The sequence below is a fragment of the Mesorhizobium sp. SARCC-RB16n genome (assembly GCF_008520305.1).
GTDB lineage: Bacteria > Pseudomonadota > Alphaproteobacteria > Rhizobiales > Rhizobiaceae > Mesorhizobium.
The window spans coordinates 1-13,772 of record NZ_ML703313.1; the positions used below are offsets into that span (position 1 = coordinate 1).

A 13,772-nucleotide genomic window follows, 5' to 3' on the forward strand; every position below is an offset into this window, starting at 1 on the left:
CAACTCCCAAAACGTCATATGCGATTCCCCTGCCGTTTACGGGGAGAAATGTCCGGCAGGACAATGAGGGGCGGCGCCGACCTATTTCAGATTAGCTGATCGTCTTCCCATCAGCCCCAAACCTATACGTCTTCGCCGGATCCGGCGTCGCATAGAGCGTGGCGCCAGGCTCCGCGTCGTACACGCCGAAAATCCGCACAGTGATCAGCCCGGCCTTCTCGCAGTCGAGATAGAGATTGGTGTCGGCGCCGAGATGTTCGGCATGCACCACTGTGCCCTTCCAGGCGCCTGCCTTGGGATCGACGGTCAGGTGTTCCGGCCGCACGCCGATGGTCTTGGCCGTCTCGCCGAGACGGCCGCCATCGATGAAGTTCATCTTCGGCGAGCCGATGAAGCCGGCAACGAATTCGTTTGCCGGCGAATTGTAGAGCTGCATCGGCCCACCGATCTGCTCGATCCGACCGGCATTGAGCACGACGATCTTGTCGGCCAGCGTCATCGCCTCGACCTGGTCGTGGGTGACGTAGATCATCGTCGCCTTCAGCCGGCGATGCAGCTGCGCGATTTCCAGCCGCGTGTTGACGCGTAGCGCGGCATCGAGGTTCGACAGCGGCTCGTCGAACAGGAACAGTTTCGGCTCACGCACCACTGCGCGGCCGATGGCGACGCGCTGGCGCTGGCCGCCGGAGAGTTCCGCCGGCCGCCTTTCGAGATAGGGCTCCAGCGACAGCATGGACGAGGCGATGCCGATGCGGCGATCGATCTCCGCCACAGGGGTGCTCGCCTGCTTGAGGCCGAGGCCCATATTGTTCTTCACCGTCAGATGCGGGTAGAGCGCATAGGTCTGGAACACCATGGCAATGCCGCGTTTCGCCGGTGGGGTGACGGAGACATCCTCGCCATCGATCAGCACCCGGCCCGAGGTCGAATCCTCCAGCCCGGCAATGACCCGCAGCAAGGTCGACTTGCCGCAACCCGAAGGGCCGACGAAGACGACGAACTCGCCGTCCGTCACTTCGAGGTCGATGCCCTTCAGCACCTCGACCGGCCCGAAAGCCTTCTTCACATTCTCAATCTTCAGCGAGCCCACGGCTTCTTCCTGTCGTTAGAGTTTGACGGCTGCGCCACTGCGCACGCTCTCGTCGGCGGCAAGGCAGACGGCGAGCGACCGCACCGCGTCGTCCATGTGTCTGGTGAGATCGATGTCCTCGCGGATCGCCTTGAGGACAAAAGCCTGTTCGAGATCGCAGAGATCCTGATGGCCGGGTTCGCCTTCCATCGACAGCATCTCGTCCGGTTTTGCGAACTTGCCGTCCGCGCCGGTCGCCGCACTGTGCAGGCGGATGGTCGAAGTCTTGGTGTGGGTGTCGATGTCGTCCGACTTCACACCTTCCTTCATGACGATCGACACGCAGCCCTTGGGCGACATGACGTCCTTGACGAAGAAGGCGGTCTCCGAGATCATCGGCCCCCAGCCGGCTTCGTACCAGCCGACGGAGCCATCATCGAACAGCACCTGCAGATGGCCGTAATTGTACATGGAGGGCGCGACCTCCTCGGTCAGCCGCACCCCCATGCCGCGCACCTCGACCGGCTTGGCATCGGTGATCTGCAGCATGACGTCGAGATAGTGCACGCCGCAATCGACGATCGGCGACGTCGTCTGCATCAACTGCCTGTGCGTCTCCCAGGTATGGCCCGAGGATTGCTGGTTGAGGTTCATGCGGAAGACATAGGGACCGCCGAGCTTGCGCGCCTCGGCGATCAGCCGGATCCAGGACGGGTGGTGGCGAAGGATGTAGCCGATCACCAGTTTCCGGCCATTGGCCTTGGCCGCCGCGACGACGCGCTTGGCATCCGCCACCGTCGTCGCCAGCGGCTTTTCGACAAAGACGTGGCAGCCGGCCTCGAAAGCCTTCACCGCATAATCGGCATGGCTGTCGGAATAGGTGGCGACGCAGGCGACGTCGGGTTTTTCCTCGCGCAGGGCGTCATCAAAAGAGCGCCTGATGCCATAGCCCGCCAGTCCGTCCGGCAGCGGCACGTCGGAACGGTTGACCAGCGCGGCGATCTGAAAGCCGGGATTGGCGTGATAGGCCAGCGCATGGCTGCGGCCCATATTGCCGAGGCCGGCGACAACGGCTCGAAGGGGCTTAGTCATGTATCAATTTACCTTTTCTTGCGGGCGAGCCTTGAGAGCAACCATCACGTGAGGCTCGTATTCATCCGCGACCCGCAAAGCCGCTTGCTCGCTGTCGCAGCGGGCCAACAGTCGAAAACCGAAAGCATCGACGCCGTCCTTAATCAGCAACAGCCTCTGATCGTCAGGCAAAGGATGCTCAAGGTTGAGCGCTTGCTCGAAGGCCTTCGACTGCTTGTCTGCCATCGGCGAATTGACGCGCCAACGAATGTGACATTGGTGTTCTTTCGGTCGGCGCTCCGGCCCAAACCGCGTGAACCAGACAGCGGCGTTGAGGTAGAACTGCGACCCCCAGGCGGACTTCTGCAGGTTGAGCAGGCCGATCGTTTCTGGCCATTCGCGGTAGTAGTTCGTAGCGCGAACGCCTCGAAATCCATAGGGGCTCGCGGTTTCGGCAAGCCCTTGGACGATAAGCTCTCGCCCCTCACTCATTTCACCGCCCCCGACGTAATGCCGCGGATCAGCTGCCGCGAGAAGATGACGTAGAGGATCAGCACCGGCAGGATCGCCAGCGAGAGCGCGGCCAGGATGGCGTTCCAGTTGGTGACGAACTGGCCGAGGAAAAGCTGCGCGCCGAGCGTCACCGTCTTGGTTTCTTCCGACGGCGCCAGGATCAGCGGAAACCACAGATCGTTCCAGATCGGGATCATGGTGAAGACGGCGACGGTCGCCATCGACGGCCGCACAAGCGGCACCACCAGGCGGAAGAAAATGGTGTATTCCGACAGGCCGTCGATGCGGCCGGCATTCTTCAGGTCGTCGGACACCTGCTTCATGAATTCGGACAGGATGAAGACGGCGAGCGGCAGGCCTTGCGCGGTGTAGACCAGGATCAGCGCGGTCAGCGTGTTGACCAGCCCGCTCGCCACCATCAATTGCAGGATGGCGACCGTGGCGAGACGGATCGGGATCATGATGCCGAGCGCCAGGTAAAGCCCCATCAGCGTGTTGCCGCGAAAGCGGTATTCCGACAGCGCGAAGGCAGCCATGGCGCCGAACAGCAGCACGAAGAACAGCGAGCCGACGGTGACGACAAGGCTGTTCTGGAAATAATGGATGAAATCACCCTGGCCGATCACTGTGGTGTAGCCGATCAGGTCGAAGGTTTTTGGCGTCGGCGGCGTCAGCGGCGCACCGAATATGCCGGCGCGGGACTTGAACGAATTCATGATGACCAGGACCACCGGGAAAAGCGCGATCGCCGTATAGGTCAGCAGGATCGCGTGGGCGCCGATGGTGCGAGGCAGCGAACGGGTGGCGATGCTCATCTCTTGCCCCTCAGAACTGGTAACGACGCAGGCGCGTCTGGATGAGGAAGAGGTAGACGCAGACGCCGCCGAGGATGATCAGGAACATGATCGTGGCGATGGTCGCGCCCATATTGGGGTCGCCGACCTGCAGCTGGAAGCCGAAGAAGGCGCGATAGAGGAAGGTGCCGAGAATATCGGTCGAATAGTTCGGCCCGGCGAGCGCGCCTTGTGCGGTGTAGATCAGGTCGAAGGCGTTGAAATTGCCGACAAAGGTGAGGATCGAGATGATGCCGATCGACGGCAGGATCAGCGGCAACTTGATCTTCCAGAACTGCGACAGGCCGGTGATGCCATCGCATTCGGCCGCCTCGATCACCTCTTCGGGGATCGACAGCAGGGCGGCATAGATCAGCATCATCGGGATGCCGATGAACTGCCACACCGAAACCAGGCTGAGCGCGGTCAGCGCGTATTGTTCCTTGCCGAGCCAGGGCGTGAACAGGCTTTTCAGGCCGACGAAATCGAGCAGATGCGGCGCCACGCCCCATAGCGGCGACAGGATCAGCTTCCAGGCAAAGCCGACGATGACGAAGGACAGGATGGTCGGCACGAAGATCGCCGTGCGGTAGAAGGCCGAGAACCGCAGCTTCGGGCTGGACAGGAGGGCGGCCAAAAGCACGCCGACCGGGTTCTGCACCAGCATGTGGATGATGAAGAACCAGACATTGTTGCGCAGCGCGTTCCAGAAATTGACCGACCAGTTGGGATCGCCGAACAGGGTGCGGAAATTGTCCAGGCCGACGAAGATCTGGGACTGGTCGACGTTGCGGAACAGCGAGAGCTGCAACGTGCCGGCGAGCGGCAGGATCATGATCGCCGTATAGACCAGCACCGCCGGCGCCAGAAAGACGGCGATATGCCAGCGGAACGGTCTTTTCGGTCGTGTTTGTGCGGCCATGAGTTCGGTCCCCGCCGTCTCTCGGTTCCAGACGATGTGATGCTAGATGATGCCTCGATGCACGGCCCAAACCTTGCCCGGTGCGGCAAGACAGAGGCCTGCGACTGGTCAGCCAGCCTTCCCCAATAAGAGCAAGGGTAAGGCCGAGAGGCCGTGCCGACAATCGCTATCTGAACTGCCAGATAATCCGGAACCGGCCGGGCATGCGCCCAGCCGGCTCCGTCGCCTGAGCTCTTACTTGGCCGGATGATACCAGCTGTCGAGACCGGTCTGCAGCTTTTTGGCCGCGGCTTCGGGCGTATCGGTGCCGTTGATGACGTTGGCCGATTCAACCCAGGTCTCGTTTTCGAGGTTCGGCGTGCCGCGCGACAGGATCTGGTAGGTCGAGCGGATCGTCGACTTGCACTTGCCGCGCCAGGAGACGAATTCCTGCGCCAGCGGGTCCTGCATCTTCACCGGCGAGGAGTTCAGGCTGAAGAAGCCCGGCAGCGCGTTGGCGTAGATGGTGGCGAAATCCGGCGAGGCCACCCAGGACAGGAAGGTCTTGGCCGCATCCGCATGCTTGGAGGCCGCATTCAGGCCCATGCCGATATCGGTATGGTCGGAGATGTAGCAGGTGTCGCCGGCCTTCTCGACCGGCGGCGGGAAGGCGCCCATCTTGAACTGGGCCTGGGTGTTGAACAGGCCGATTTCCCACGAGCCGGCAGGGTAGATGGCGGCGCGGCCGAGCGTGAACAGGTTCTGGCTATCCGGATAGGTCTGGGCTTCGAAGCCGTCGCCCAGATAAGGCTTCCACTTGGCCAGTTCCTCATAGGGCGCGACCCAGTCCTTGTCGGTCAGCTTCTGGTCGCCCTTGATCAGCGCCTTGCGGCCGTCCTCGCCCTTCCAGTAGTTGGGGCCGATGTTCTGGTAGCCCATGGTCGCGGCTTCCCAGAGGTCCTTGGTACCCATCGCCATCGGGATGTAGGTGCCGTCGGCCTTGATCTTGTCGAGCGCGGCGAAGAACTCGTCGCGGGTCTGCGGCACCTTGATGCCGAGCTTGTCGAAGGCGTCCTTGTTGTAGATGAAGCCGTGGATGACCGACGCCATCGGCACGCAGAAGCTCGCCTTGCCGTCATCGGTCTGCCAGGCGGACTTGGCGACGGGCGAGAAGTTTTCCATGCCGGGCAGTGCCGAGAGATCGGCAAGGTTGCCCTTCTTGAACAGTTCGAGCGATTTGTCGAACGGGCGGCAGGTGATCAGGTCGCCGGCCGAACCGGCGGCGAGCTTGGCGCCGAGCGCGGCGTCATATTCGGTCGGAGCCGAGGGGGCGAACACCACCTTGATGCCGGGATTCTTGGCTTCGAAAGCCGGGATCAGCTTGTCCTTCCAGATGGCAAGGTCGTCGCCGCGCCAGCTTTCGATGTTGAGCGTTACGTCCTCGGCGTGAGCCAACCCGGCGGAGCCGAGAATGCTTGTGCCCAGAAGCAGTGCCGTCAGTAGTTTCGTTGTCATGCTCAGTCTCCCTGTTGACCTTTTTCAGGTTCGGTTTTGATGAGAACCTAGGCTTTGGAGCCCTTGTTCCCCTCGCAAGCCCGTTTCACCCCGATCGAAATCGGGATGAAACAGGCTCTATTTCTTTGTCCGAGCATGATCTTTTCCGAAAAGCGGTTTCCACTTTTCGGGATCATGCCCCAGCGCGGAAAGGGCTGGCCGCAATTTCTGGCCTGTCCCTTCCAGTATCTTCTGCGCCGCATCGGCGCTGTCGGCGCCGGCGGCGAGCAGAATGGCGGTCTTGACCGCGCCGCCGCTCTTTTCGAGCAGGCTGGCGGCATCTTCGCGGCTCGCGCCGCTGATGGCGGCAACCATCCGTGCTGCCCGGTCGCGCAGCTTCATGTTGTCGGCCATCAGGTTGACCATGTAGCCGTCATGAACATGGCCGAGATGGATGGCGGCCAGCGTCGACAGCATGTTGAGGGCGATCTTCTGCGCCGTGCCGGCGCCCATGCGGGTCGAGCCGGCAATGACTTCCGGAGGCGTTTCGAGCAGGATGGCGATGTCGGCCTGCTTGAGCAGAGCCGAGTCCCTGTTGTTGGCGATGCCGATGGTGGCGGCACCCCGGCGCCGCGCGTCCTCGATGGCACGCACCGCATAGGGCGTCGTGCCGCTGGCGGAAAGGGCGATCAGGCAATCGCCCGCGCCGATCCCGGCATTGGCGACCGCTGTCGCGGCCTCCCCGGTATCATCCTCCGGCCCGCCGGCCAGTACCTTGAAAGCTTGGTCGCCGCCGGCAATCAGGATGGCGATGCGGTTGCGCTGGATGCCGAACGTGCCGGGCAGTTCCAGCGCGTCGGCTAGCGCCATCAGGCCGGAGCTGCCTGCCGCGGCATAGGCAAGCTTGCCGCCGCCGCTCAGGCTGCCGGCAATGATCTCGGCTGCCTTGGCGATGGAGGGAATGGCGTTGCGGACGGACTTAGCGGCCTCGACCTGCGCATCGGCCAGCGAGCCGAGGATCGCTTCGGGGGCCTGGATATCCAGCCCCTCGGCATTCCCGTGCAGCGCTTCGGTGCGCGTTTCGGCCATCCCATTTCCTCCAACTCCGAAAACAATACCAAAAAAATACCACTTGTCCACAGTCATTAACGAATTCGTCGACTGGAAATCGGTGCGCCGGCAAAATGATCAGCTTTTTCAATAAAATACACCTTAATCTTTTTGAAAGACAAATTAAGACTTGGCTATTGGTACTTTATTGGTATTATCGGCTTGGAGGAGAAATCGCGTGAAATTCGTGCTCGGTATCGATGGTGGCGGCACCAGTTGCAGGGCCGCCCTGGCAACAGCGGGCGGCGTTGTCGTCGGCCGCGCCAAAAGCGGCGCCGCCAACATACGCACCGACCTCACCGGCGCCCGCTCGAACATCGTCGATGCGGCGCGGCAGGCTTTCATCGCCGCCGGTAAGGATCCGGACCTGATCCCGCAAACACCCGCCATTCTCGGCCTTGCCGGAGCCAATGTCGGAACCTACCGGCAGCAGCTCGAAGCGATCCTGCCGTTCAGCACCAGCCGCGTCGAGACCGATGCCGAGATCGCTCTCGAAGGCGCGGTCGGTTCCGGTGACGGCGCGATGGCGATCCTGGGCACCGGCACTGCCTATATGGCGCGCAAGAACGGCAAATCGCGCGCCATTGGCGGCTGGGGGTTCCAGGTCGGCGACCAGGGCAGCGGCGCCCGCATCGGCCGCGACCTGCTTGAACAGACATTGCTCGCCCATGATGGCGTGCGCCAGGCCTCGCCGCTGACCGACAGCATGATGGCCGTTTTCCGCAACAATCCCGAGGACGTGGTCGAGTTCACCACCAACGCCAAACCAGGCGATTTCGGCGGCTTCGCGCCGAAAGTGTTCGAGCACGCGCAAAAAGGCGACATCGTCGCCAACTGGATCCTCGACAAGGCAGTCGCCGATGTCGAGGCATCGCTCGGCGCGCTCGACCTCGCGGCCGGCGCGCCGCTCTGCCTGCTCGGCGGGCTGGCGCCGCTCTATGCGCCGCGCCTGTCGGCGCGCTACCGCGCCCTGCTGAAGGAACCGCTCGACGACGCACTTGGCGGTGCTGTTCAGATGGCGGCGCGTCTGTTCGCCAGGACGGAGGCCGCACGATGAGCGATGCCGCCGACCAGATCTTCGCCGCGCTCAAACAATCTTCGCAAAGCGGCGCGCCGCTTTACCTACAGCTGCGCAAAAGCATAGAGGACGCCGTCAATCGCGGCCTGATCGGCCCGGGCGACGCGCTGCCTTCCGAGCGCGACATCGCCACCAAGGCCGATATTTCGCGCGTCACCGTGCGCAAGGCGGTGCAGGACCTGGTCAAGGGCGGCATATTGGTGCAGCGGCACGGCTCCGGCACCTTCGTGGCGCCGCGCATGGAGCGTGTCGAGCAGTCGCTATCCAGGCTGACTTCCTTCACCGAGGACATGGCGCGGCGCGGCATGGCGGTGCGTTCGGCATGGCTCGACCGCGGCCTCTATGCGCCGTCGCCCGACGAGATGATGGTGCTTGGCCTGTCGTCGAGCGAGCTGGTGGCGCGCGTGGCGCGCCTGCGCATCGCCAACGACACGCCGCTGGCGATCGAACGCGCCTCGCTGTCGGCCAGCGTGCTGCCCGACCCGGCCGGCATCGGTTCCTCGCTCTACGCGGCACTGGAACTGACCGGCAACCGGCCGGTGCGCGCCGTGCAGCGCATCTCCGCCGCCAATCTCGGCGACGGCGATGCGCGCCTGCTCGAAGTGCCGCCGGGCATTGCCGGCCTGCACATCGAGCGTATTTCCTATCTGGCGAGCGGCAAGGTGATCGAATTCACCCGCTCCATCTACCGGGGCGACGCTTATGACTTCGTCGCCGAACTCCGGCTGACCGGGCCGGGAGAGGACAACAGACCATGATCCCCAACCCCACTCATATGCAGCGCGAGATCGAGGAGATCCCGCAAGCCGTCGCCCGTCTGCTCGACGGCTCGGGAACAGTGCTGGCCGAAGCCGGGCGCGGCATCAGGGAGCGCGACCCGCATTTCGTCGTCACCGTGGCACGTGGCTCGTCCGACCATGCCGCCACCTTCATGAAATATGCCGTGGAGCTGACCGCAGGCCTTGCCGTTGCCTCGGTCGGCCCCTCGATCGCTTCGATCTATGGCCGCAAGCTCCGGCTTGACGGCTCGGCCTGCCTGGCGATCTCGCAGTCGGGCAAGAGCCCCGATATCGTCGCCATGGCCGAAACCGCCCGGGCCGGCGGCGCGCTGACCATAGCCGTCACCAACACCGCCGATTCGCCGCTGGCGCGCGCCTCCGACTATGCGATAGACATACTGGCCGGGCCGGAACGCAGCGTCGCGGCGACCAAGACCTTCATCAATTCCGCCGTTGCCGGTCTGGCCTTGATGGCGCATTCGACCGGCGACGAAGCCCTTCTCGCGGCACTTGCCCGGTTGCCCGAGCATTTCGGCAAGGCGATCGCCTGCGACTGGATGAGCGTGCTGGCCGAAACGATCGAGAAACAGAAATCGCTGTTCATCCTAGGCCGCGGCCCCTCGGCGGCGATGGCCAACGAGGCGGCGCTGAAATTCAAGGAGACCTGCGGCATGCATGCCGAGGCCTATAGCGCGGCCGAAGTCATGCATGGCCCGCTGGCGCTGATCGGCCCCGACTTTCCGGTGCTGGCACTGGCCGCGCGTGATGCGTCCGAGCCCTCCGTCGCCGAAGCCGCCGACAGCCTTGCGGCCAAGGGCGCGCCGGTTTTCGTCACCTCGGCACTCGCCAATCGCGCCACGCGGCTGCCGCATGTCGCCACCGGTCACCCGCTGACCGATCCGCTGACGCTGATCGTCTCCTTCTACATGTTCGTCGAGGCCTTTGCGCGCCATCGCGGGCTCGATCCGGACGCACCGCGCAACCTTCGCAAGGTGACGGAGACCGTATGAGCGACCGTTTTGCCCTGACTGGCGCCCGTATCTTCGACGGCGACGACTGGCATGAAGGCGCAGCCCTTGTCGTGCGCGACGGCCTCATCGAGGCCATGCTGCCGCAAGGCGCACTTCCCGCGGATATCCGCGTCGGCGACACCGGTGGCGGCATGCTGGTGCCGGGCTTCGTCGACATTCAGGTCAATGGCGGCGGCGGGGTGATGCTCAACGACCATCCCGACGTCGCCTCGATCGAAACCATCTGCCGCGCGCATGCGCCGTTCGGCACGACGGCGCTGCTGCCGACGCTGATCACCGACACACCCGCGATCACCGCCGCAGCCATCGCTGCCGGCGAAGCCGCAGCGCTGCAAAAGGTGCCGGGCTTTCTCGGCCTGCATCTGGAAGGGCCGCATCTGTCGATCGCCCGCAAGGGCGCGCATGATCCGGCGCTGATCCGGCCGATGACGGACGCCGACCAGGCCATGCTGATCGCGGCGCGCCGGAAGCTGCCGGTGCTGCTCACCACGATCGCGCCGGAATCCGTCGACCCGGCCCGCGTCACGGCCTTGGCCAAGGCCGGGATCGTCGTCAGCCTCGGCCATTCCGACACGGGTTATATCAAGGCAAAGGCCTTCGCCGAGGCCGGCGCCAGCGTCGTCACTCACCTGTTCAACGCGATGAGCCAGATCGGCAACCGCGAGCCCGGGCTGGCGGGAGCCGCCATCGACATCGGCAGCTTGTCGGCCGGGCTGATCGCCGACGGTATCCATGTCGACCCGGCCACCATCGCGATAGCGCTGCGGGCCAAACAGGGGCCGGGCAGGATCGTGCTGGTCACCGACGCGATGGCAACGATCGGCACCGACATGACCTCGTTCACGCTCAACGGCCGCACCATCTACCGCAGGGATGGCAGCCTGCGGCTTGCCGACGGGACGCTGGCTGGCGCCGACCTCGACATGATCTCGGCCATCCGGTTCATGCACCGCACCGTCGGGATCGAGCTGTCCGAAGCCTTGCGCATGGCGTCGCTCTATCCGGCGCAGGCGATCGGCCAGTCGCACCGGCTCGGCCACTTTGCCAATGGCACGGCGGCGGACATCGTTGCGCTGTCGGACGACCTTGGCATAGGAAGCGTATGGATCGGCGGCGGCAAGGTGTTCGAGGCTGTCGCTCCACGCTGAGAGCGAGACCATGCAGACAATCGATTGTGTCGTCGCCGGAGCAGGCGTCGTCGGGCTTGCCGTCGCCAGGGCGCTTGCCTTGTCGGGCCGAGAGGTGGTGGTGATCGAAAAGGCCGACGCGATCGGCACCGTCACCAGTTCACGCAATTCGGAAGTCATCCATGCCGGGCTCTATTATGCGCCTGGCAGCCTGAAGGCCCGGCTCTGCGTCGAAGGCCGCCGGCTTCTCTACGCCTACTGCGCCAAACACAATATCGGCCATCGCCGCGCCGGCAAGCTGATCGTCGCCAGCGAGTCCGGCCAGGCGGACGCGCTGCGGGCGATCGAGGCCAACGCGAAGCGCTGCGGGGTCGACGACCTCCAGCTTTTGACAGGTGGCGAGGCCGAGCGCCTGGAACCGGCGCTGACCTGCGCCTCCGCGTTGCTGTCGCCATCGACCGGCATCATAGACAGCCATGCGCTGATGCTGTCGCTGCGCGGCGACGCCGAGGCCGCCGGCGCGTCCTTCGCTTTCCTCACCTGCGTTGCCGGGGCGACGATCGAAACCGACGGGATCCGGATCGACACGCGCGATGCCAATGGCGAGACTTTCGCGTTGGAGGCCGGCGCTTTCGTCAATGCCACGGGCCTCGATGCGCAGGCGGTGGCCAGCCGGATCGATGGTTTCCCAAGGGGTCTTATCCCTCGGCGGTGGCTGGCGCGCGGCAATTATTTCGCGCTTCCGGGGCGGTCTCCCTTTTCACGGCTGATCTATCCGGTTCCGGTCGAAGGCGGCCTCGGCGTCCATCTGACGCTCGACCTGGCCGGCAATGCGCGCTTTGGCCCTGACGTCGAATGGATCGACGGCGTGGATTACACGGTCGATCCCGGCCGAAGCGCTGTCTTCTACGAGGCGATTCGCCGCTATTGGCCCGCACTTGCCGACGACGCCCTGCAGCCGGCCTACGCCGGCATAAGGCCGAAGCTCTCCGGACCCGGCCAACCCGCCGCGGACTTCCTGGTGCAGGGGCCGGACGATCATGGCGCGGGCCGGATCGTCAATCTGTTCGGCATCGAAAGCCCCGGCCTCACCGCGAGCCTGGCGATCGCCGACCATGTCGTCGAACTCTTGTACCCGGCCTGAGCCGGCGCAGGAGGGTATCTGCCTAGCCGGCCTTGGTGGAGGCGTAGAGATCCTTGTAGCTGTCGCGCAGCAAGTTCTTCTGCACCTTGCCCATCGTGTTGCGCGGCAGTTCCTCGACGAAGATCACCCGTTTGGGATGCTTGTACTTTGCCATGCGACCGGTGACGGCGTCGAGGATTTCGGCCGCGGTGATCCGTGACGCGGGCGAGCGCACGACGACAGCGGTGACGCCTTCGCCGAAGTCCGGATGGGCAAGGCCGATGACGGCGCTTTCCAGGACGCCGTCGAGCGCGTCGATCTCGCTCTCGAGTTCCTTCGGATAGACGTTGTAGCCGCCCGAGATGATCAGATCCTTGCCACGGCCGACAATATGGACGTAGCCGTCGGCGTCGATCATGCCGAGATCGCCGGTGATGAAGAAGCCGTCGGCGCGGAATTCCGCCCTGGTCTTTTCCGGCATGCGCCAGTAGCCGCCGAACACGTTCGGGCCCTTGACCTCGATCATGCCGACCTCGCCTTGATCAAGCGGCTTGCCGCTGTCGGGATCGGCAATGCGCAGCGACACGCCGGGCAAGGGGAAACCAACCGTTCCGGCGCGCCGCTCGCCCTCATAGGGATTGGAGGTGTTCATGTTGGTCTCGGTCATGCCGTAGCGCTCGAGGATGGCGTGGCCGGTACGCTCGCGCCATGCCTGGTGCGTCTCGGCCAGCAGCGGCGCGGAACCGGACACGAACAGCCGGATGGTCTTCGCCGCCTCGCGATCCAGCCCGTGCTGTTGCAGCAGCCTGGTATAGAAGGTCGGCACGCCCATCAGGGCAGTGGCGCGCGGCAGCAGAGAGACGATGCGGCCCGCGTCGAATTTCTGCTCGAACAGCATCGAGGCGCCGGCCATCAGGACGACGTTGGTGGCGACGAACAGGCCATGCGTGTGGAAGATCGGCAGCGCGTGGATCAGCACGTCATCCCTGGTGAAGCGCCATTGCTCGACCAGCACCCGTGCGTTCGAGGCGAGGTTTTCGTGGCTGAGCATGGCGCCTTTCGAACGGCCGGTCGTTCCCGACGTGTAGAGGATCGCCGCAAGGTCGTCCGCGCCGCGCTCGACATCGTGGAAATCGGCGGATTGACGCGATGCCTGGTGCGCAAGGGATCCCTGGCCATTGCGGTCGAGCGTGACCACGACGGCACCGGACGGCTCGACCATCCCATGGATATCCGCCGACCGTGCCGGATCGCAGACAATCACCCGAGGTGCCGCATCGTCGAAGAAATAGCCAAGCTCGGTCAGCGTATAGGCGGTGTTGAGCGGCAGGAAGACGGCGCCGGCGCGCACGCAGGCGAGATAGAGCAAAACCATCTCCGGGCTCTTCTCGACCTGCACGGCAACCCGGTCACCGGGCGCGACATCCATTTGCAGCAGCACATGCGCGAGCTGCGCCGACCGCGCCAGCATGTCGCCATAGGTGAGCGAGCGTCCATCGTCGGTTTCCATCAACGGGTGCCCAGGCGCCGGCATCCGGGACCGGAATGCGTCGAACAGATGATTGCTCATGAAATCTTCCTGGCTGACGGCAATTGGGGGTGACGGCAATGTCGACGCCGGCCTTGGGGGTGGATCGGCACGC

At 64.2% G+C, this 13,772-nt stretch carries 13 protein-coding genes; 5 read left to right on the top strand and 8 right to left on the bottom strand.

The window, feature by feature from the left end; genetic code table 11:
* Positions 1-91: 91 nt before the first annotated feature.
* The 7 genes from C7I87_RS34325 to C7I87_RS34355 form a co-directional block, all read right to left on the bottom strand.
* A complete protein-coding gene (locus C7I87_RS34325) occupies positions 92-1,090 on the bottom strand; it encodes an ABC transporter ATP-binding protein (RefSeq protein WP_149908368.1) in 999 nt (332 codons plus the stop codon).
* Between the two features lie 15 nt (positions 1,091-1,105).
* Positions 1,106-2,161, bottom strand: a complete 1,056-nt coding sequence (locus tag C7I87_RS34330; RefSeq protein WP_149908369.1) for a Gfo/Idh/MocA family protein — start codon at positions 2,159-2,161, stop codon at positions 1,106-1,108.
* 3 nt (positions 2,162-2,164) lie between these two features.
* Positions 2,165-2,632: a DUF4304 domain-containing protein gene (locus C7I87_RS34335; RefSeq protein WP_149908370.1), complete on the bottom strand. Its 468-nt coding sequence runs from the start codon at positions 2,630-2,632 to the stop codon at positions 2,165-2,167.
* Positions 2,629-3,468, bottom strand: a complete 840-nt coding sequence (locus C7I87_RS34340) for a carbohydrate ABC transporter permease (RefSeq protein ID WP_149908371.1) — start codon at positions 3,466-3,468, stop codon at positions 2,629-2,631. The genes C7I87_RS34335 and C7I87_RS34340 overlap by 4 nt, the downstream gene beginning before the upstream one ends.
* Before the next feature lie 10 nt (positions 3,469-3,478).
* Positions 3,479-4,408, bottom strand: a complete 930-nt coding sequence (locus tag C7I87_RS34345; RefSeq protein ID WP_149908372.1) for a carbohydrate ABC transporter permease — start codon at positions 4,406-4,408, stop codon at positions 3,479-3,481.
* 234 nt (positions 4,409-4,642) lie between these two features.
* Positions 4,643-5,902: an ABC transporter substrate-binding protein gene (locus tag C7I87_RS34350; protein WP_149908373.1), complete on the bottom strand. Its 1,260-nt coding sequence runs from the start codon at positions 5,900-5,902 to the stop codon at positions 4,643-4,645.
* 117 nt (positions 5,903-6,019) lie between these two features.
* Positions 6,020-6,970 (bottom strand): N-acetylmuramic acid 6-phosphate etherase, encoded by a 951-nt coding sequence (locus C7I87_RS34355; RefSeq protein WP_149908374.1) that lies wholly within the window; start codon positions 6,968-6,970, stop codon positions 6,020-6,022.
* 199 nt (positions 6,971-7,169) lie between these two features.
* On the opposite strand from C7I87_RS34355, the gene C7I87_RS34360 reads away from it, so the two are divergent.
* Genes C7I87_RS34360 through C7I87_RS34380 form a run of 5 tightly spaced genes read left to right on the top strand, consistent with a single transcriptional unit; the run spans position 7,170 to position 12,150 of the window.
* Positions 7,170-8,048, top strand: coding sequence for a glucosamine kinase nucleotide-binding domain-containing protein (locus tag C7I87_RS34360; RefSeq protein WP_149908375.1), 879 nt, complete (start codon positions 7,170-7,172; stop codon positions 8,046-8,048).
* Positions 8,045-8,827, top strand: a complete 783-nt coding sequence (locus tag C7I87_RS34365) for a GntR family transcriptional regulator (protein WP_149908376.1) — start codon at positions 8,045-8,047, stop codon at positions 8,825-8,827. Before C7I87_RS34360 ends, C7I87_RS34365 begins: the two co-directional genes overlap by 4 nt.
* Positions 8,824-9,858: an SIS domain-containing protein gene (locus tag C7I87_RS34370; RefSeq protein WP_149908377.1), complete on the top strand. Its 1,035-nt coding sequence runs from the start codon at positions 8,824-8,826 to the stop codon at positions 9,856-9,858. The genes C7I87_RS34365 and C7I87_RS34370 overlap by 4 nt, the downstream gene beginning before the upstream one ends.
* Positions 9,855-11,027: an N-acetylglucosamine-6-phosphate deacetylase gene (nagA, locus tag C7I87_RS34375; protein WP_149908378.1), complete on the top strand. Its 1,173-nt coding sequence runs from the start codon at positions 9,855-9,857 to the stop codon at positions 11,025-11,027. Before C7I87_RS34370 ends, nagA begins: the two co-directional genes overlap by 4 nt.
* Positions 11,028-11,037: 10 nt before the next feature.
* A complete protein-coding gene (locus C7I87_RS34380; RefSeq protein WP_149908379.1) occupies positions 11,038-12,150 on the top strand; it encodes an NAD(P)/FAD-dependent oxidoreductase in 1,113 nt (370 codons plus the stop codon).
* A gap of 22 nt (positions 12,151-12,172) precedes the next feature.
* Here the strand turns inward: C7I87_RS34380 and C7I87_RS34385 are convergent, their stop codons facing one another.
* Complete coding sequence (locus C7I87_RS34385) at positions 12,173-13,699, bottom strand: malonate--CoA ligase (protein WP_149908380.1); 1,527 nt, start codon at positions 13,697-13,699, stop codon at positions 12,173-12,175.
* Positions 13,700-13,772 lie beyond the last annotated feature (73 nt).